This is a genomic window from Bacteroidales bacterium (assembly GCA_035353855.1).
Classification (GTDB): Bacteria; Bacteroidota; Bacteroidia; order Bacteroidales; family CG2-30-32-10; genus DAOQAK01.
This window is the reverse complement of sequence record DAOQAK010000013.1, coordinates 1-21316: the sequence shown is the minus strand read 5'-3', so window position 1 is coordinate 21316 and position 21316 is coordinate 1. Positions and strand designations below refer to the sequence as shown.

Annotated in this window: 12 protein-coding genes; 5 read left to right on the top strand and 7 right to left on the bottom strand. The window is 33.3% G+C overall.

Going from position 1 to position 21316, the window contains the following annotated elements; translation table 11 throughout:
- Nucleotide 1 precedes the first annotated feature (1 nt).
- The 3 genes from PKK00_04735 to PKK00_04725 all read left to right on the top strand — a co-directional run bounded on the left by PKK00_04735 (nt 2) and on the right by PKK00_04725 (nt 4611).
- Nucleotides 2-1507 carry an NADH-quinone oxidoreductase subunit C gene (locus tag PKK00_04735; protein HNW97702.1) on the top strand — a complete coding sequence of 502 codons (1506 nt, stop codon included), beginning with the start codon at nt 2-4 and terminating at the stop codon, nt 1505-1507.
- A 100-nt stretch (nt 1508-1607) separates the two neighbouring features.
- A complete protein-coding gene (locus tag PKK00_04730) occupies nt 1608-2360 on the top strand; it encodes an NADH:ubiquinone oxidoreductase (protein ID HNW97701.1) in 753 nt (250 codons plus the stop codon).
- A 646-nt stretch (nt 2361-3006) separates the two neighbouring features.
- Nucleotides 3007-4611: an ABC-F family ATP-binding cassette domain-containing protein gene (locus tag PKK00_04725; GenBank protein HNW97700.1), complete on the top strand. Its 1605-nt coding sequence runs from the start codon at nt 3007-3009 to the stop codon at nt 4609-4611.
- Nucleotides 4612-4617: 6 nt separating this feature from the next.
- Here PKK00_04725 and PKK00_04720 read toward each other — a convergent pair whose 3' ends face one another.
- The 4 genes from PKK00_04720 to PKK00_04705 all read right to left on the bottom strand — a co-directional run bounded on the left by PKK00_04720 (nt 4618) and on the right by PKK00_04705 (nt 9698).
- Complete coding sequence (locus PKK00_04720) at nt 4618-5157, bottom strand: hypothetical protein (GenBank protein ID HNW97699.1); 540 nt, start codon at nt 5155-5157, stop codon at nt 4618-4620.
- 100 nt (nt 5158-5257) lie between these two features.
- Nucleotides 5258-7264 carry a tetratricopeptide repeat protein gene (locus tag PKK00_04715; protein HNW97698.1) on the bottom strand — a complete coding sequence of 669 codons (2007 nt, stop codon included), beginning with the start codon at nt 7262-7264 and terminating at the stop codon, nt 5258-5260.
- A 180-nt stretch (nt 7265-7444) separates the two neighbouring features.
- Nucleotides 7445-8503 (bottom strand): hypothetical protein, encoded by a 1059-nt coding sequence (locus tag PKK00_04710; protein HNW97697.1) that lies wholly within the window; start codon nt 8501-8503, stop codon nt 7445-7447.
- A gap of 16 nt (nt 8504-8519) precedes the next feature.
- The gene (locus tag PKK00_04705) at nt 8520-9698 is read right to left on the bottom strand and encodes a hypothetical protein (GenBank protein HNW97696.1); all 1179 of its coding nucleotides are present in this window, start codon (nt 9696-9698) and stop codon (nt 8520-8522) included.
- Between the two features lie 285 nt (nt 9699-9983).
- Between PKK00_04705 and PKK00_04700 the strand changes: the two genes are divergently transcribed.
- Complete coding sequence (locus tag PKK00_04700) at nt 9984-11873, top strand: M1 family metallopeptidase (GenBank protein HNW97695.1); 1890 nt, start codon at nt 9984-9986, stop codon at nt 11871-11873.
- Nucleotides 11874-12207: 334 nt separating this feature from the next.
- The gene (locus tag PKK00_04695) at nt 12208-14292 is read left to right on the top strand and encodes a hypothetical protein (GenBank protein ID HNW97694.1); all 2085 of its coding nucleotides are present in this window, start codon (nt 12208-12210) and stop codon (nt 14290-14292) included.
- Between the two features lie 102 nt (nt 14293-14394).
- Here PKK00_04695 and PKK00_04690 read toward each other — a convergent pair whose 3' ends face one another.
- Genes PKK00_04690 through PKK00_04680 form a run of 3 tightly spaced genes read right to left on the bottom strand, consistent with a single transcriptional unit; the run spans nt 14395 to nt 21046 of the window.
- Nucleotides 14395-15516: a hypothetical protein gene (locus PKK00_04690; GenBank protein ID HNW97693.1), complete on the bottom strand. Its 1122-nt coding sequence runs from the start codon at nt 15514-15516 to the stop codon at nt 14395-14397.
- A gap of 16 nt (nt 15517-15532) precedes the next feature.
- Nucleotides 15533-16621, bottom strand: coding sequence for a DUF3419 family protein (locus PKK00_04685; GenBank protein HNW97692.1), 1089 nt, complete (start codon nt 16619-16621; stop codon nt 15533-15535).
- A 3-nt stretch (nt 16622-16624) separates the two neighbouring features.
- Nucleotides 16625-21046 (bottom strand): aminotransferase class III-fold pyridoxal phosphate-dependent enzyme, encoded by a 4422-nt coding sequence (locus tag PKK00_04680; GenBank protein ID HNW97691.1) that lies wholly within the window; start codon nt 21044-21046, stop codon nt 16625-16627.
- Nucleotides 21047-21316 lie beyond the last annotated feature (270 nt).

The window sequence follows — 21316 nt, the reverse complement described above, 5'->3', positions numbered from 1 at the left end:
AATGGAACACATCATTCTGAAAAACGGACAGTCGGCGGCAATCAGGAATATTCCTGTTTTGGAATACCCGCTTTTCAGAAAACATATTTTACAATTACTTGAAGATAATTCTTGTCATTGCCTTAATTATTATGGCTATAAGAAAAATGAAAGGCTCTTGCATTTGCTTTGCTGTATTGGGAATGACAAAACTTCCGAGATTTATGTTTCTTCATTCGAATATGATTTAACCGAAAAAAAATCTTTGGATTCCATTACCCGTGAATATTTCGGGATGCATATTTTTGAACGAGAAATAACGGAGAATTTCGGAATTGAATTTACAGGACATCCTTGGAATAAGCCTGTCCGTTATCCTTTCGACCGTTTCGATATTTCAAACTGTTTTGAAAATTATCCATTTTACAAAATTGAAAGTGATGAATTGCATGAAGTAGGAGTTGGTCCTATACATGCCGGGATTATTGAGCCCGGGCATTTTCGTTTTATCTGCAATGGTGAAAAAGTTTTGCATCTTGAAATTCATCTTGGTTATCAGCATCGCGGAGTTGAACAATTATTTCTTCAAAAGAAAAATCTTTTAGAAAGAACCATCCTTGCTGAAAGCATAGCCGGCGATAGTGTTGCTGCAAACACTACAGCTTTTTCTATGCTAATGGAATCGCTTGGAAATATTACTGTTTCAAATAACACTTCTGCTTTAAGAACGATTGCAATCGAACTGGAACGCGCTGCAATTCACACCGGCGACCTCAGCGCATTATGCACTGATGTTGCTTACCAGGAAGGAAGCGCCGTATTCCAGGGATTACGAACTACGCTTATCAATACTTTTTTGAATTGGTGCGGAAACCGTTTTGCCAGAAGACTGATTCGTGTTGGTGCAAATCCGTTTCCAATAGACTCAAATATAAAAGAACTCATCATTACCAATCTTGAAAAATTTGAATTGCGTTTCGATGAAATGGTCGATTATATGTTCAACAATCCCGGTGTTCTCGCACGTTTTGAAGGAACAGGAATTGTAACCAATGAACAGGCAAAATTGATACAGACTGTCGGAATGGCTGCGCGAACATGTGGAATGACAAGGGATATAAGAAGTTCACATCCGTATGAAGCATTTAAAAATATTCAACACAAACCTGTATGCCTTGACAGTGGGGATGTTCAGGCAAGAGCGATGTTGAGAAGACTTGAAGTTACACAATCATTGAAATACATCGGAACACTTCTGGATATGTGTGAAAGCGAAGAAGCTTCGAGAAAAAATGAAATTCAACTTGAACCGAATTCATTTGCAATTGCACTAACTGAAGGTTGGCGTGGCGAACATTGTCATTGCGCAATTACCGATGAAAAAGGAAACCTGAAGCATTATAAGATCAAAGACCCTTCGATGCATAATTGGTTTGCATTGGCTTTGGCTGTGAGGAAAAATGATATTTCTGATTTTCCTGTTTGTAATAAAAGTTTTGATTTGTCTTATTGTGGTTACGATTTGTAAATATTTTGGACGCGGATTAACGCAGGTTTATGCTGGTTTACAATGTACATAATTATCCGTCTAATCAGCGTGTATCAGCGTCTAATTTAAATTTAATTAAATGTCGAACATTTTAAAAATAATAAAACACCAGGGAAAGCAATTTATTCCTGACCCGACAAAAGTAACGCTTCCGTTGCAACATGCCGGAAAACCTGTTATTGAAGGAAATGATTGTATACAGAAATGTTCTTCATGCAAAGATATTTGTCCGGTTGGTGCTATTAATATTTATCCTGTTTCGCTGAATTTAGGCAAATGTGTATTCTGCAGCGAATGTGAAAATATTTGTCCTTCAAAAAAAATAAAATTTTCTCCCGAATATAAAATATCATCGAACGATGCTGATTTACTAATTGTCAGAGAAAAGTTGAACAACGAAATAAAACTTGACGAAAATAAAATACGCAAAGAAATTAAAAGATGTTTTGGAAAATCATTAAAGCTGCGATTGGTCTCTGCCGGAAGTTGCAACGGTTGCGAATTGGAACTGAACGCTGCCGGAAATGTGAATTTTGATATGGGACGTTACGGCATTGAATTTCTTGCATCGCCAAGGCATTGCGATGGAGTTGTTGTAACAGGACCTATCGTTGAAAATAGTATTGATGCTTTACGAATCACATTTGAAGCCATACCTCAACCAAAAATATTAATTCTTGCCGGAGCCTGCGCTGTAAGCGGAGGAATTTTTTCTGAAAGCAAAGCTGTAAATCGTAAATTCCTTGACAATATAAAACCTGATTTGCTTGTGCCCGGCTGCCCGCCACATCCGCTGACTTTTATTAATGGGGTACTTAGTTTAATTAAATAAAAAATAACCAATATCCAACATCCAATAATAAATTACCAAATGAAAAATTGGAAATTGAAATACTACATAATTCTTTATAATAACTACTCCACAAACTCTGTTCGAGCTCGCCTCCTGATGCCTATAAAAACTAAATCAACTCACAGTAATACCAATCGCTCAAACCTCAAAAGACACAACAAACAAACCAGCACAGACTTTTGAGGTTTTTCTATCATTGGTATTTTATAAATATTGTTTACTAAACAGTTCCTGTATAATAAAAAGTGTGTAAGCCCGGCGAATCGGCGAGGATTGGGTTGGTTGTGAATGAAAAATTGCGTAGAATTCTTACAAAGAAGTTCACTCACTTTGTATAGAATTCAGCAATTTTGCAGAGAGCAAAGGAGTTCGCCGCGGCGAACGATTCGCCTTGATTCTTTTGTTACTTTTCTTATCAAGAAGAAAAGTATATAAAAAATATTTCCGTTTTATTATTCACTCAAAAATTTAAAATACACAGCATATAAACTAACAGATTAACTCACTATAGCAAGCTTTCCCAAAATATATATTGCTGTTATAGTGCGGCATTCCCAATATTTACATACCTTTGCAGGCTTTTAATGAGCACTTCATACTTTTAATATTACCTAATAAAAAATTAATGATTACAGTATCAGACCTCAGTATTCAATTTGGAAAACGCATTTTATTTCAGGATGTAAACATGAAATTCACTGCCGGGAATTGTTATGGCATTATTGGAGCAAATGGTGCCGGCAAAACAACTTTTATGAAAATGCTTCATGGCGAAGTTCCCAGTACTAAAGGGAATGTGTCGTTTGGAAAAGGAGAACGATTATCGGTGCTTAAACAAAACCACTTTGAATTCGAGGAACACACTGTTCTTGAAACAGTGCTTATGGGTCATCATGAATTATTAAAAATTTCTTCTGAAAAAGATATGCTTTATGCCAAGCCTGATTTTTCAGATGCTGATGGATTAAGAGTTGCCGAGCTGGAAGAACAATTTGCCAGAATGGATGGTTGGAACGCCGAAAGCAACGCTGCCAGCCTTTTAAATGAACTGGGCATTAAACAAGAAGATCATCAGAAGTTAATGAAGGAGCTTAACGGTAAAGAAAAAGTTAAAGTTCTTTTAGCACAAGCGTTGTTTGGAAAACCGGATAACCTGTTACTTGATGAACCTACTAATGATTTAGATCTAGATACCGTTAACTGGCTTGAAAATTATCTTGCAAATTTTGAGAACACGGTATTGGTGGTTTCGCACGACAGGCACTTCCTGGATTCAATATGCACCCATATTGTGGATATTGATTTCAATAAAATAAAAATGTTCTCGGGGAATTATAGTTTCTGGTATGAATCAAGTCAGCTTGCATTAAGGCAGCAGCAAACGCTAAATAAAAAGACCGACGAAAAAATAAAAGAGCTGAAAGCATTCATTGCACGATTCAGCGCCAACGCATCGAAATCGAAGCAAACGACGAGTCGCAAAAAAATGATCGAGAAATTGAATTATGAGGAGATTCAACCCTCTACCAGAAAATATCCCGGCATCGTTTTCACTCCGGGACGTGAGCCCGGCAATAACATTCTTGAAGTAAAAAATCTTTCAAAAAGTATCGAAGGAAAAGTAATGTTTAAAAACTTAAGCTTTATGATGCAGAAAGATGATAAGATTATTTTCCTTTCAAAAGATACACGCGCTATCACCACTTTCTTTGAAATCATAAAAGGACATATGGAACCGGATAGTGGCAGTTATGAATGGGGCCAGACCATTACGAAAGCTTATCTGCCTTTGGAATATGAAAACTGGTTTCAAAAAGAAATAACGCTGATTGACTGGCTCAGCCAGTTTTCAGAAGATACAACCGAAATATATCTTAGAGGTTATCTGGGGAAAATGCTTTTTTCCGGAGAAGAAGTATACAAGAAAGCCAATGTGCTTTCGGGTGGAGAAAAAGTCCGCTGCATGATTGCCCGCATGATGACACGCAACGCCAATGTGATGATTCTCGATACACCAACCAATCATCTGGACCTTGAATCTATACAGGCATTCAATAATACGCTTATGAAATTTAAAGGGAATTTGCTTATGTCATCGCACGATCATGAATTCATTCAAACTGTTTGTAACCGGGTCATTGAATTCACACCCAAAGGAAATATTGACAAACTAATGAACTACGATGATTATATTTCTGATGAAAGAATAAAGGAATTGAGAAGGTATTAAAACTTCTTATTGATTTGCACTTCTACCCCATGGATATTTTTTCCTTATCGCTGTAAATAAACCTTGATTTTCTTTGGTCAAATCTAACTTAAACATTAGTTTTTCCTGGTCATTAGCAAATGGCTCAACAAATTTAATGATATATTTTTCTGCCTGAACTCCGTTTAATACAATATCCAGATCGTATAAGCAATTGCACTTGCAGCCATTTTTCTTTTGAAACTCCTGAATAATAATAGTATCTTTACTTGCAGATACATTACAATACAAACTATCGGGACAACAATTAAATCCTGCATTGATATGCTTAATTGAAAGTTTTTTATTCGATTCATCATAAGCATAATCTATGCATGATAAACTATCAGGCGTAATTACAGGTGTGTAACCCGAATCGTATTCGCTTTTACATTTTGTGTATTTTATAACTTGTCCGGTAATAGTTAACTTTCTTTTCTTTTTACATTTGCCCTTATCATTTGCATAATTGAAACTAAATAACCCGATAACTAAAGCAAATATTAATAAAATTTTTAATGTTCTCATACAATTTTTTTTCAAAATTAAACAACATTAATACAAATCCAAATTAGATTTTGAAAATTGAATCTTATTTACAAGATTTTGAAAGTTTTTTAGTTTTTCACTAAAAATGAATTGAAAGACCAATCCTGTTAGTTCGCATAGGGACTTTCCCGTTAAATGTAACTTCCTGTTCCGTATCAGTTGGTAAGGCTCCGTGATATTTTGCCGTAAACATATAGCGTTCTTTCAGAAAATACGATTCGTAAGAAAATGTGAAGAACGAGTAGGATACGGAAAATCCAAGCGAATGCGAAAAAGGGATAAATGCAGCTTTGTTTTCGCTTGTCAGTTTAAAATATTCTGAAGTGGGTTCGCTTTGATAACTTATTTTATAATTGGTAACAGGAAGTGTCATGCCAATTCGGTAATAAAACGCAAAAACAAGTTTTGGAATGGGAGCATAACTTATTCCGTAACGCTGCGCTAATTCAATTTTAAAATAAGATTTTGAAGAATCGGTTCCTGACTTAAAGAGTGAATCTTTCCGTGAACTCCAATCCAATTTATTTTTTGAAAGACTAAAAACAAAAGGATTATAGTGAAACCTGACTTTTGCTTTTTGTTCCATATCAAGACCTATACCTGCTTCAACATACCAACCTGATGAAGCACCTAATTTACCATTATCGAATATTGCGGACTTCCATGACGATGTGTCCTGCATTGCAATTGAAGATAAGGCAACACCGGGAACAAGGCCATAATTTTTTCTTGGTGTGCTAAATCCATAACCTATGAAAAACCCTTGTGTTGCTTTATTTTCTGTTTCTATTTTATTTCCAACAACATTTTCAATATCTATAGCAGAACTATTCATAGTGGCTTCAGTATTACTAACTGCAAAAATATTTCCATCAGCTGATGAGAAAACGTACTTCTTATTATTCTTAACATTTCCTTCCCATTCATATATTTTATCCTGGGCACTTCTGATGTTTGAAGCATCGGGATACAATTCAATATATTTTTTCATATCGATAATTGCATCATCATATTTTTCTAAAAGCTCTTTCACCAAAGAACGGTTATAATATGCCAGAGGATAATAAGGTGCAATAGATATTGCTTTATTGAATAATTTTAAAGCATCATTATAGTTTTTATTTTCTGTTGCCGTATTTGCCTGAACCATATATTTTCTTGCTAATTCAGATAGTTCAGGTTTTTCTTTCATCAGGGAATACACAACTGAAATGCGGCTGAGTATGGTATCATTTAAATCTTTATCTTCTTTTTCAATTTTTGAAGAATAGAACCACGCTTTATCAAGTTTTGCAAAAGCTTCAGCCAGTTTGATTGCAGCAACTGTTTTTGAAGTACTCGACTTATAATCGTTCATTGCTTTTTTTGCATCATCAATTGACTGCTTTACCATTTTTCTTCTCATTTCCAAATCATAAATATCAAGCATTTTATCGCCTGAAAAATAAACTTCTTTCGATGGGTCGAGTTCAATAATTTTCAACGCATTTTCTTTGGCTTTTGCCGTTTCGCCTGTTTTATAATAACAAAGGCCCTGGTAGAAAATAGCAATTGTATTTTGTGCATCGTTATTCAATAAAACATCAAAATCAGAAATAGCTTCAACATATCTGCCCATTTCATAATAACATAAAGCCCTGTAATTATAAGCGGTTGTTAGAGTAACATTTTGCTTAGCTGCGGTTTTTAATGATTGGGTAAAATCATTAATTGCTTCCTGGTATTGTTTATTTTTATAATATGCTTCACCACGGTATAAATAAATTTTAAACAACTGAGGGTCGCTGTTTTTAGGTTTTAGTAATACCATGTTGTAATCGGCAATTGCTTTTACATATTCTTTTTTTGCCAGGTAACAGTTGGCTCTTACATGATATAAAAAAAGTTTTTTTGGTGAAAGCTCTATGGCTTTTGAAATATCAACTATTGCATTATCATATTTTCCTTTGCGGTAATATACTTTTGCGCGATAGCTGTATGCATTCCAGGTTGCAGGTTTTAAAGTTATAGCGCTTGAGTATTTTGCTATTGCTTCATCAAGGTTACCGGTATTTTCATTAGATATACCTGATTCACATAGCTTCATATAATTTTGAGCATTTACTTTGTTTGATGTAAAAAAGAAAAATAAAAACAAAATACTTATTGAACAGATAAATACATTTAATAATTTCTTTTGATTTTTCATTATTTAAGCGGTTTTAATTTTTGATTTAAAAATACTATTTTTCTTTTTTCAAAATAAACAACACTTTGGAATTTCATTCTAATTATTATCCATTGCTTTTCCCATTGCTTCTATTACTGCTGATGAAACATTTTGTTTTGATAAATTTATTACTGAGTTTACATCTAATTTAAAATTAGCATTGGAGTTATTTATTGCTTTTATAATTTGTTCTTCAGGAATTTTATCATTCACCATTTTAATTATTGATTCGTTGGTAAGGAGCACATCTGATTTCTTTTTAACAATACTCTTTTTTGTTATCGGAGCCAAAGTATTTTCAAGTCCCAAAATTCTGATTAAAAATTTTTGTGTTGGATTAAATACTATTAATCCTCCGCTATAAAATTTCAGTATGCCACCAAACTTATTGGTTAAAATTACTGGTTTTGAATTTTCTAATGCATATACAACACTATCAGTTGAAAAGAAAATTTGCTTTGTTGAAGTATCGGCCGTAACCGATTTTATTTCTCTTCCCTGATTAATGTATGCTATTGTTTTTACTTCTTTGCTTTGATAATCGAAACTGAATAACCCGTTTTTTGAAGCAAACAAAAGCGAATCTTTCATATCAAACACTGAATTAACAGGTGTTGTTACATCAAACAACTTGGCATATTTGCCTCCACGGACAATTAAATAAACTGAATTTTTTTGTAGATTTTTCTCGCGGTCAAAAACAAACATCACATTTTTTCCAGGACTTAATCCCATTCCGTAATTTGGTAATTTGATTTGTCTGATAAGTGTTCCTGTAGAGTCAATTTTACAAATATAGTTTTCACTTATCACCATCAGAAATTTATCCGGAGTCAAGTTAAAGCTACTAATACTGCCAAATATTCTTTCACCTAAAGGAATCATTCCTCCCCATCCTAAAACATAAAATTGATTTGAAGATGAAAGTAAAATAAGACTATCTGTTGTAACATCAATGGAATTAACAAAATTTACATTAAGGTTTATATCCTGAAGCATCTTGCTATTCATCAAAACCTCATAATGCAGTGAGTCGTTTTTTATTGTCAAACTTTGTGCAGCAAGCACCCAAAGAATAAAACAAGAAGTTATTATTGTTTTGTAGAAAGTTCTCATTAATCAATTTAAAAGGTTACCATTCCCAGGCATTAAAAGGTTTTTTCTGGTCATAAACTTCATTATACAAATCAACTCCTTTACCGGAAACTGAACCTCCTATTGATAAAACCAAATCATCTCTGGAAGATTGTTTTTTTAGCATTGTATTCCACGTTTGACTTAAATTCCAATTTTTATATTTCAGAATATCATCTCCGGAACTTTTTAAAACTTCCTTTACTGAAGTCTCGTTAAACTTATTTGCATATTCGTATCCTTTACTTATTTTCCCAAAGTATTTTCCGGCAAGGTCTCCGGCAGCAGCTGAGCCAACATCTACCAATATATTTTCAGTAATTTTCCCGGCTACTCTTGATGAAGAAGGACAGTTTGGTGGATTTAGGAAAAAGCAATCATGCACTACAGTGACATCAGCAGCTACTGCATCAACAGCAGCAATAGTTGCATAATTAAGTCCGGGAGGTAATAAGCTTACAATTTCTACTGTTATCCCTCTGGCTTTTTCAATGGTTTGATCCACATTATTTCCGTTATTTATCTCACGAATTCCATCAGGCATTGGAGGAACTTCGGAAGCAAGTTTTACATTATAATTATTCTCAACTTTTAACGATTGAACGGCAGGATTTTCGCTAGCTTCAGTTAAATCAACAATATTTGCATCACCATTTCCTGTTCCAAAAAAGTTTGTGTATGTATCTGAAGATAGCGACATTGGCTTTAAATCAGTTCCTGTTGAGCCTGGCAACGATTGATACTGCTGCATCAGTTTGTCGTACTTAGCTTTTGCTTCTGCCTCAGCCTTTGCCTTTGCTTCGGCTTCTGCTTTTGCCTTTGCTTCAGCCTCTGCTTTTGCCTTTGCTTCAGCCTCTGCTTTTGCTTTTGCTTCTGCCTCACTATTACTTGAAAAAGCGGCATTCAACAATGATTGAAATATAAACAACTGTGCCGCTTGATTTGTTGTAAGTCCACTACTGTATGATGAGCTTGAGCTCGAACTTGTAGTTGTAGAAGGACAATTAACACATTGCGGAGATGATACTGTAGGAACATTATACGTGCTTCCACTACCACCTTCACCTTGAAAACCATTGTTGTTAACACTATTTAGCTGATCTAACGCCGACTGTCCAAAAATTAAACCGGAACAACTTATTAAAAGAATTCCGATTAATGATACTACTTTTTTCATACTCAATGTTTTTTATTCTATAAAATACACATAGAATATAATTATGCAAATATAATAAATATATACACTTTTTGAAAGTAAATCGAGCATTTTAATTAAATATTTAACAATATAATTACATGAATACGACCTTTTTTAAAATAAATCTATTTCTATAAAACCTTAAAAATTTTTGAACTGAGCTTACGGAATAAAATATCCTTTTGGTTTAAGTGAAATGCTTGTTTGTATATTTCATTTTATAAAGACTATTTCCTGAAGTTAAATTTGTACAAAATTAAACACATGAAAAAAATTATAGCTCTTTGTATCATGTTTGGGAGTTTGCAAATATTTTCACAGAATAACTCTCTTTATCTTCCATCAGTATATAAAAAAGCTTACGAAAAAGGTACTCGCTCATACGATGGAAAGCCGGGTTCAAAATATTGGTCAAACCGCTCCGAATATAACATTAAAGCATCGCTTGATCCTGCTACAAAAAAACTTAAAGGAAGCGAAAAGCTGACTTATTACAATAATAGCCCAGATACAATCAGCATTCTTATTGTAAAAATCCTTCAGGATATTTACAAAAAAGAATCGCCACGCGATTTGAAAATTACTGCCGATCAATTATCGGATGGAGTGAATATTTCATCATTAAATGTAAATGACGTTTCATGGAATTTGAATGACAGGAAACAGGCCATACGTTTCGGTACAAATTTAGCAGTACGGCTGCAACCCGGCAAATACCTTCTTCCGGGAAGTTCAATAAAACTCAACATTTCGTGGGATTATGCTATAGTTTCAAATGGCTTTCGAACAGGAGCATTAACCGATTCGGCAATGTTCATTGGCTACTGGTATCCGCAGATGGCCGTATATGATGACTATGCCGGATGGGACACCGAAAGTTATACCGGTGAACAGGAAACATACAATGATCTTGCAAATTATAAAGTGGAATTGACATTACCATCAAATTATATTGTTTGGGCAACAGGTGATTTATTAAATGCTTCCGAAATATTCAACGAAAGCATTTACAAAAAAATTGAAGCATCAAAGAAAAGTAAAGAAGTAATAAAAATTATCACACCAGAAGATTACAAACAAAAAATTACAAAAGGCACTGGAGATATTGTTTGGAAATACAACGCCAAAAATGTTCCCGATTTCGCATGGGCAACCAGTAGTTATTATCTGTGGGATGCAACCACAGCGGTTTCCGATTCAAAAAACAATAAAACAGTTTGGGTAAATTCCATTTATCCGCCAACAGCATTGCAGTTTAAAAATGTTATTAATTATGCAAAAAAATCCATTGAATTCCTTTCCGATTCTTTCCCGGGAATTCCTTATCCGTATGATAAACACTTTACTTTCAACGGACACAAACAACTTGCTGTTGAGTTTCCGATGATGGCAAACAACTGCGATAACGCTAATGAAAATTATATTTATGAAATCACGGCACACGAAATAGCTCACGGGTATCTGCCTTTCTACCTAATGACCAATGAAAGAGAATATGCCTGGATGGATGAAGGTTTTGTAAAACTTTTTGGTGAAATGGCTTTGGAGAATAAAGGAGTAAAGCGTTATGAAAACGAATATCTGAACACAATTGAAATTTATAAATATCTTGCTACTTCACGTTTTAATGTTCCCCTGATTACACCATCTTCATCATTAAATTCAGATTATAATTTTGCTACTTCCTATGCAAAGTCAGTGAATGCATTATATTATCTCATACAAGTAATGAAAGAAAAAGGTATCAACAATCCATTAAAACTTTTTATGGAAACATGGCAAGATAAGCATCCCACGCCTTATGATTTTTTCTTTTATATGAATACGCTTGCAAAAGAAGATCTCTCATGGTTTTGGAAACCCTGGTATTTTGAATTTACAGAACCAGATATTTCAATAAAAGAAGTTGTTCAAAATCCCAGTAATAATTCAATTACCATTGAAAACACAGGTGGTATGCCGATTCCAGCTGTTATTAAAATAATGTATGCCGATTCAACATCAGAGACAATAAGTAAAAGCGCTTTGATATGGAAAAATAATAAAACATATACATTTAGTATTCCCGGTAAGAAAAAAATTATTAGAGTGGAATTAGGTGATGCTTATCTTGTAGATGCAAACCCCGAAAATAATCTTTATAAAGCAAAATAGTTAAAAACAATTACCTTTCGAGCTTGTCTCAAAAGTTTTTTAATATGAATTTTCTCTGTGTTACTCATATTTTAAAACTCTGTGGTCTCTGTGTTAGAATATTTTAAAAATTTAAACACAGAGCACACTGAGTAAATAGAGTTACACAGAGGCTTTTTAGACAACCTCATTATTGAATTCTATTAATCAGGCATCAGACTTGAAGATTCAGATGTTAATATTTTTTCAATTTTTATTAATTACTTTTATTAAAAAATCTCTTTTTAATTTTTATAAAAATTTACATTTGTTTACTTATATTTACAGTCTGAAATAATTCCTAAAAAATAAAATAATGGCAACTACAAAAACCATTACCCAAAAAGATAATACAAAATCTCTGGACTTTCACATTAAAAACGTACTGCTTGGAAACAGGCGTTTCGAAAATGTTTACCAAACCATAACCCGCATGATTCTTGGCGACAACAAGAAACTGGAGCGTGTTACAGTAAACGGTCGTTATACTTACGACTTTAAAGTTTTTCGTCATGGTCCGAAACATATCATTGGAATGTATGATGAAATAAACAGTTTTGTTTCGTTTGTTAAAGATGCTGCTGAAGGCGGTTCTTCAAAGGAAATGGCTTTTATTCTTATAGGTGAACCCGGTAATGGAAAAACTTTTTTCGTTGACCATTTAAGTACACTTTACAGGAATTATGTATCACTACCCGAAAATCGCCGTTTTACATTTAAATTCAACAACCTTGATAAAATTGGCGGATACGGTAAAATCATGCAAATAGAATCGCAGACTTATGAAGATCCTATGATTCTTGCAATGAATCTTTATGAAGCCAAAGAGGATAATATTAAATTTTTATCGGATAACGGGTTTCGCGATAAACAACTCGAAGAACTTTATAAAAACTATCGTCCGCTGGGTTCATGCTCATATTATATTTTGAACCAGATTAAAAATTATTGTAACGGTGATATTGAAAAAATAAAAGATTTTATTGAAATTGTTTCTGTTCCTGTAAGTGAGTCACGTGGTACCATAACAGGGAAATATGCAGCCAAAGATAAAATCACTTCTTCGGCTACCGATCTGATTGGTGAAGAATCAATCACCCGTTTGTTACATATTTCCGAAACCGATCATCCTTACCGTTTTGAGTTACGTCGTGGTGCCCTTGCAAGAGTAGCCGGAGGCGGAATTCATTTTGCTGATGAGATTTTCAAAAACAAACGCGACCTAGTTCAGGTTTATCTTGGAGTAATTCAAAATCGTACAATTGAAATCGAAGGTTACAAATGGCCTCTCGATACGCTGATTGTGGCTACCAGCAACAATTCCGAGTTTGCACGTTTCCTCGAAGAAAAAGAACAGGCGCCGATTGTAGACCGTTGCCGTCTTACGTATATGTCGCATAACACCAATTACCGATTGCAGCAGGAGCTTACTTTTTATGCAATTGGCAATCGCGATAAAACAACTTTCTCTAACGAAAAACTTCACATCGACCCGAATTTAAATTATGCAATAAGCGTGGCTGTAGTACTTACACGTATGCCGGCAAACGATAAACTGACCCCGGTTGAAATGATGAAACTTTCTGCAGGCGATGTTGCCGGTGAAAAAAGTATTAAAACACTCAGTGAAGTCATAAGCGATTTGAATAACGACCCCGATATTACAAAACGTTTCGGACAAAAAGGTTTAGGGCATCGTAATCTTGGCCGTGCACTTCAGGTTCTTCTGGAGCGCAGCGAAACTCAGGAAGGCAAATGTATGTACGCCGGTGATGTTTTCAAATCAATGGAAACCGTTATTCTCGACTACGTTCAGGAACCTAATGATCGCACAAAATATTTCAACGATCTGAAAATTGCTAAAGAACTTTATCGCAAAAATGTGATGACAACAATTTTTAATGCATACATGGATGAGCCTAATGCCGTTGAAAAAGATGTGATGAGTTATGTAAATATGATCATCGGTGTTGATGCAAAAAATCTTGGTCCCGATAAAATATGGACATACCAGGACCCTCAAACCGGAAAACTTGTCCCGCTGAAAATTGATGAAACATTCATCAACAGCGTTGAAGAACGTTTAGGTTTAAAGAATGACGAACAAAAACAAAGCTTCAGAACAACCATCACAAAAATATACGGACAAAAAATGATAAAAGACCCTACTTACAATTTCATGGATAATAATGATCTTGTAAAAGCGGTTACTGATGTTCGTTTAAAATCGGATATTGCCGGAGCAGGCAGCCTGGTAGGAGCTTTATCAAACCGCACCAACGAAGAAAACCAGAAACTTTACAACCGTATGGTTGATACGATGGTGAAAAAATTAGGATATTGCAATACCTGCGCAGAAAAAACCATTGAGTATTTCTGTACACATGATGATTCGAATTAAGAAAAAAAGACTTTCCAAGTTTTAAAACTTGGAAAGTCTAAATAGTAGAGGCGCGGGCAAAGCCCGCGCCTCTACTATTATTTTCAACTTTATATTTTCCAACTATAACAACGCAATATCAATATAAGGTTTTTCAGCAACAATATTTTTTTCATCAAAAGAATTTTTATTCTTTGATATTGCAATAATATTTGACAACACCGATTGATTAATAAATCCTTTTACCGACTTCAGCAATTCATCATTTTTATAACTCCCAAAAATTATAGTATTGTATTTTAAATCCCTGTAATCGTTGTAAACCTTACACAGTAATGCTTTCATAATTTTAGGGTTTCTTTCATTTACGGCATAATCGGTAATATGAACTTCTTTAAATGCTTCACTAGTTTTTGGTAATGAAGTAAATCCAAAAAGTGCTGCCATGATTGAATAAATATTTTTAATGACTTTAAACCGACTGTTATATTTTATTATCCTGCTTTGTTTGAATGAGCCGCAATCCCAAGCAGCACAAACACCATGAATAATATCATCTTTTTCTGCAACATAATAATTTTCTATTCCAAAATCCGGACGTGATAATAAATTATCCTGAAAAACCTGTTTATCTACATACGGAGCAAAAATTCTTTCTGAAAATTCTTTTTGTAATAATTCTACAATGCTATCTATATCGGCAGTTGTGGCTTTACGAACATGAAATGCTGTATCTGTCTTTTTTCTAAACATAATCATAATGCTTCTGGCATCTAAAGTATTTATTATAGATGAATAAGGATAATTTGTATTTCCTGTATTCTCGCGTCCAATAAGCGATTCCGCATTTTTATTTCCTTGCAGAACAACAGCATATCCCAAATCGGAATTATCAAATACATTTTTATAAATAACTTTAAACGCTTTGAAAAACACAAATTTTTTTCTTTCATCTTTTTGAATAAAAAAGTTTGAAAAATGAAAAACTTTCTGAGGTTTCCCATTTACATAAGCATTATAATAACCAATCAATGCAAAACCTATAAGTTTAGAACCTTTAAAAAAACCGGTATATTCAGCGGGATGATATTTTAAGTTAGCCATTTTAAAAATATCAGGTTCCCTGTCAAAACAAATGCTGAAATTTTTGGCTTCTATCGGCGATTGGTGCAATAATTCAAGCATTTCGCGATTATATTCATTCCCGATTTCTTTAAAAGAATATATGCCTGATGTATTTTCCATTTCTACTTTTTAAATTTTAAACTGCATTGATAATGCTTATTGGAATTAAAGTATAAAATGGATACCTGTCAGTTTTCATAAGCTGTTCGCCAAGTGAATAATCGGGATTTAAATAATTCTTTAGATCATCTGGAATGGCGTGTTTATAATGAATATAGCGACAACTGATATTTCCCGAAGCCCCGGCTTTATTTTTTATTAAATATAGTAAACTTGAAAAATCTTCTTTACTTACCCAGTCGCCAATATTCGAAACATGGAATTTATTGAACTCTGCTCTCTCGCAATTTTTCAAAACATCAAAATAATCAATTTGATTCAGGCATAAATTTTCGACATTTTTTCTTATTGCTTCAACTCCTTTAGCTGATAAGTATTCGGGAAAAGCTTCAGGAAATAATATCTTATTAAAAAAAGTAAATTGTAAAAAATAATTTTTTCTTGAAATTGTCGATGTACAAAAATCCCTGAACTTGTTATAAAAAAAATCAGCAATGTTTCGCTCTCCGCTGTTTTTAAACCCATCGGAAGAGATTCCTTTATTCTTATATAGCCGTGGATGAAATGCTACTTTAAATAAAAACTTAATTAAAACAGAACTTATTTTTTTATCAAAATATTCACACTGCTCATCAATATTATCAATAGTAAAAAGATGTAATAATTTTCTTTTACCAATAACTGATAATGCCAGTTGATTGTATTTTGAAATATATTTTTCGAAACGTGCTACATTAACAGGACCTTTTAAAATAGCTGTTATATTTTCTCCCCAGAATTTTTTTTCATCTTCATCCATTATTTCTTTCACCTTATTAAAAAACAAAATTCTTTTTTCTTCTGGTAATGATGTAAGCCCTATCAAACCAGCTGCTTCAGATGGTTCAAGGTTTAGAACTGATTTTAATTTTAATTTGGTTAAGAAAATCTGGTTGGGAGAAATATCAACAGCATTAATTTTCACATTCGCCAACGACAATAAATTTAACGGAATATCACCAGAGCTTGCAATACATAACACCCTGTCATTATCTTTAAGCGATAATGCTTTAAACTCAGTAATTGCATCTTCCTGCGAAATTCCAAAATCAAATAAATGGTCCATTTATTAATTTTCTTTTTGTTCCAGTAATTTATATTCATTCATAAGCGAAATTATTTTTTCAATTTCTTTAACACTCAATTTTCCTTTTAACGATTGCCTATAATGACTAAGTCCGCATAATATTGCTTCCGCTGCACAACAAAATACGGCTCCTTTGGGTGTATGCGAACTGATGATAAAATCATTATCCCCGGGCAATTTTATATACGATGCATGTTGAAGCGCAATAATATTCTTCATCAAATATACTTCATCTGAAACAGCCTTCGGTGTTGACATATCCGAAATGATTACTGCATTTTCATTATTTAAATGATGAGGAAAAATTATTGGGTCATTAGTGTTGGTGGCTGCAATAATAATATTACAATTTGATAATGGGGTTAAATCCGTAGCTATTTCTATATTTTCAGTACTACGAATAAAAGTATCTTCACAAAAATTCATTAATACTTTTTCAAGTTTGCTCTTGCTTCTTCCTATTAAATAAACTTTATCAAAAGCAATATCCGAACGCAATAATGATTCCGCTATCACAGACCCGATATTGCCTGCAGCTCCAACAATAGCGAGTATTTTATTTTTTTCAAAATATTTATTAAAGGAAATTTCCTGTAAAATCTTTTTCACACAGGACGCTGCTGTTAATGTGTTTCCTGTTACAATCCTTGTTTTTTTTGGCTCTACAAGAGCAAGTCCATTATTGCTTACAATGGAAGTATAGGCGCCAAGGCTTACAACTTTTGCACCCATGTTGCCCGCCATATCAACAGCCTTTTGAATTTTAGCGACAATGGTTTTTGTTTTTTTCTGTCGGTTAAGTCTTTCTAATTCGCAGGTATCAATGGGTATTGCAATAAAGCTAAAATGAATTTTACCGTTGAAAAGATTTTTGGAAAATATTAAAAAAGGTTCCATTTCCATTAATGTCTGAACACGGTTGAATAAAATTCTTAATCCAGTATCTGATGCTTTGCATAAATCTTTTTCAAGGCAACGAAGTTCATTAACGGGATAAACAAAATGCGCGACAATAGCGACTTTCACTGCATTCTTTTTGGGCTTATCAATTGCGGTATATAAAAATCCAGACTCAGGCATTTTCCCTTTATTGTCTTCAAACATATCTCCATCCATCAATGGTTTTAAAAGCTCATAAAGATTCCTGTTATTAATTATTTCACATAAAGTTTCTATACTTTTTATAAATTTTGCAATTTCGTTATCGTCAATATAACACGATGGTTCTATCCTTAATGTGTTGGGTGCAGATAATGTTGGAAGTATACGAATATCGTGACACTTCAGTAAATATGCAGATAACAGCAGACCTAATTTTTTTTGATTGTATAAAATTCTCAACAGAAAATTTTCATCATTTGAAAAATCACAAAACCTGATTCCAAGCATCAGGCCTCTACCGCTAATTTCTTCAATTACTTTTGGAAATTCATCTTGTATTTTTTTTAGTTCGTTAACTATTTTTTCGCCTTGTGTTTTCGCTCTTTCCGGAACATTATCATTCTTTATTATTTTAAGAGTTTTTAATGCAACTTTAGCTGCCAAACCTCCATTTGAAAAAGTAGAAGAATAATATTCTGCAAAATCTTTTTTATATCTTTTTCTGTCAATTAGTATGCAAGAAATTTTTTCAATATTTCCTCCAAGTGATTTTGCAAAAAGATAGTATGATGCTTTATGTCCCTGCGATGCAAGAAAAGTTCCTGCACGCCCTAACCCACACTGAATTTCATCCATTATTAATGGAAAATCAAAACCAGAAAGAAAATCCAGGAAATCCGTATTGGTAATATGTATTCCGCCTTCTCCAACTATTGGTTCTGCAATAGCAGCAATTACAGTGCTTATGTAAAATTTTTGTTTGACAAAACCTTTATCAGAAGGAACTACTTTTTCCAAACATAATTTACAATTTTCAAGTTTTTTTTCTAATTCGGTTTTCCAATTTTCAGAACGTTCATCAATAAATACAGCTGAAATTCCAAGAATATTTTTAAACTTATTTCGCTTTTTGTTATTGCCCAACATTCCACGGGAGCCCACAGTATGACCGTGGAAAGCATTCTTCAATGCAATGATATGAACCCGTGTTTTATCTATAACTTTTAAATTCGACTGCCACACTTCTTCAACAAGTGAATCCGGAAATCCTCCATATTTCTGATATTGCTGTCGTTTTAAATCTTCAATATTATTTATCCATTCAAAAAATGCATGATGAATAGCTATTTCTACAGCTTCGGTACCGGTTGAACCAAATAATACCGTATAGTCGCTTCCTGTTGCTTCGCTTGTTAATGCATTTAATTTTTCTGCTAATGCTCCAATATATTTTTGAATGCTTCCCTGGTCGGATATTGCAATTTCATCACTATTTAAAAAGTCATTGGCAACATTTTTAATTTCATCGTTGTTGTGACCTAAAAGGTTTGTGCCATAACCGCCAGTCATATCAAGCACTTCGGTTTCTTTACCTTTTATGAATGTAAAGAGGCTGTCTTTTTTCGACCGGTGATACGTATAATCAGCAGCAAGCGCTTCAAGCATTCCGCCAATGTGAGGATTATTATAATACGTAAAAGAATTATTGAAATCTGTTCTGTTAATTACATTTTCAATGGCTTCATCCCAACTCAAAACATCAACAAGTTTATCAATTATTTCTTTGTATTTGGTTTGTATTTTATACTGCGACACGGTACCTTTGCCTGTTGTGGGAACAGTTTCATTTATCAAAGCAAATCTTTTAATGGTGCGATGCCTGCTTTCAAAAGGTTCGAGTAAGGAAAATAAATTATCATTGATTTTTGAAATAAAACCCGAATACTCTTTAATAATGCGGTTTTCAATAACGGCACCTTCTTTTACCTTTTCATCTTTTATAAAAATCAAAGCTGTTAAACCGGGAATATCCTTTAACGGAAAATATTCAATGTGCTTTACAATATTTATTAATTCAGCATAATAGTTATTTATTGCAGGCAACGGGATTTTAACACCAAAGCCATCTTTAAAAAAATCGCGTGATTTTCGTTTTACATAAACCAATTCATTATCTTCATTCAATGTTACAATATCTCCCGTATCGAAATAACCAAAAGGAATTTCATCATTTTTATCTTCATGATTAAATATCCCCTTCATCCCGAAAGGTGATTTGATATACATTAAATAATTATTTTTTTCGTCTTCAATTTCTTTTAATCCTATTGAAACTCCCGGAAGCAAAAGTCCCATAGAATTATTTTTTTTAAACTTTGTATCATCCAAAAGCACCGTACTTAAAACTTGTTGCGTTTCGGTAGTGCCATAAGCATTATTAATACGAAGGCCCAATGCCGATTCAACATCCAAAGCTGTTTTGCTATTTGTGGGAGCTCCGCTGAATACAACTGTTTTTATTGAATGCTGCATTTCAATTTTCAGTTCCGGGTAACGACGCATCATCTCAAGCATTAAATTAAATACAGCAGGGCCACCTGTTATATGATTAAGTTTCATCTGCCTTAGCAGATAGCTTACCGTTTCAGGTTTTTCAATAAACCATTCGGTGTTTATTAAACATACCGGCGTGCCTGTCCATAATGCATTCATAAATGCTCGTACACCCATGGTATGTGCGAAAAGCGGAGTAAATCCACGTCCACCAAGTTTATCTTCATTATAGAAACCAGCCTGGTGCCAGCTGATACAATTCTTTATAAATGCACCTTGTTCATAAATAACTAATTTTGATTTTCCGGAAGAACCCGATGTTGTAATAAGTAATGCTTCGGTTTTATGTGAAGTAATTTTTATGATTTCATTTATAATTGCAACGTCTGGATTTACCTGGGAAAAATCATTATATAAAAATTCTCTTATTTTAAAATCATTAAAAAAATCATAATAATTTATTCCCTTTGATACAGCAGTTTCTTTAATTTCTTTTATAGTTCTTTTTTCATTTTCATGGCCCTGCAATGAAAAAATATCTTTTTCGGGAAGTATGATTACTTTACTTTTTGTTAGCTGCATCCATTCATAAAGTTCGCCCGACTCCATGAACATCGGCAATAAAACTTTCACCCCATACGAAGCAAGAGCTGAAAACATAAGTGCAATAAACAATTCATTATTTCCTGTAATGTTTCCAAGCAATACGGTGTCGCCGGGTTTAATTCCTTTGTTTGCAAACTCATTGAAAAGATTATAAATAATAAACCGCAAACGTTTTAAAGAGACTTCAACTAAATTATTTTCATCATGACTTATAATAATAATTGAATCTTCATTTCGTTCAGCGTTTTTTTTAAAAACAAGTTCTGCTAAATTATTGGGGCATTTCTCTGAAAAATTTATTTCGGATGAAAAAAGTAAATCAAAAAAAACGGAATTATTATTAGTTGTTTCGTGGTTTATCATTATAAATTTTATTTGTTATAAAAAATTTTATTTTCATAATTCAAAATATATTCTATGAAAAGCCTGACAAAACGGAATATTGCATCCGAGAATGCAAAATAGTAAAATATAGTAATAATTACATTAAGAAACCATTAAAATTCTATAATTAATATTAATGTTTAAATTTGGCTAAATATAAAAGACCTATTTAATTTTTTTAAAAGAAGTTTTATTGGCTCACATAAAATAAATGGGGAGAAGTATTATTTTTGGCAGCAAAAATTATCC

Coding starts and splice junctions, on each gene's coding strand:
- PKK00_04720 (HNW97699.1), bottom strand. CDS start 5,157: ATGAGAACATTAAAAATTTTATTAATATTTGCTTTAGTTATCGGGTTA.
- PKK00_04705 (HNW97696.1), bottom strand. CDS start 9,698: ATGAAAAAAGTAGTATCATTAATCGGAATTCTTTTAATAAGTTGTTCC.
- PKK00_04715 (HNW97698.1), bottom strand. CDS start 7,264: ATGAAGCTATGTGAATCAGGTATATCTAATGAAAATACCGGTAACCTT.
- PKK00_04730 (HNW97701.1), top strand. CDS start 1,608: ATGTCGAACATTTTAAAAATAATAAAACACCAGGGAAAGCAATTTATT.
- PKK00_04685 (HNW97692.1), bottom strand. CDS start 16,621: ATGGACCATTTATTTGATTTTGGAATTTCGCAGGAAGATGCAATTACT.
- PKK00_04695 (HNW97694.1), top strand. CDS start 12,208: ATGGCAACTACAAAAACCATTACCCAAAAAGATAATACAAAATCTCTG.
- PKK00_04710 (HNW97697.1), bottom strand. CDS start 8,503: ATGAGAACTTTCTACAAAACAATAATAACTTCTTGTTTTATTCTTTGG.
- PKK00_04700 (HNW97695.1), top strand. CDS start 9,984: ATGAAAAAAATTATAGCTCTTTGTATCATGTTTGGGAGTTTGCAAATA.
- PKK00_04680 (HNW97691.1), bottom strand. CDS start 21,046: ATGATAAACCACGAAACAACTAATAATAATTCCGTTTTTTTTGATTTA.
- PKK00_04725 (HNW97700.1), top strand. CDS start 3,007: ATGATTACAGTATCAGACCTCAGTATTCAATTTGGAAAACGCATTTTA.
- PKK00_04735 (HNW97702.1), top strand. CDS start 2: ATGGAACACATCATTCTGAAAAACGGACAGTCGGCGGCAATCAGGAAT.
- PKK00_04690 (HNW97693.1), bottom strand. CDS start 15,516: ATGGAAAATACATCAGGCATATATTCTTTTAAAGAAATCGGGAATGAA.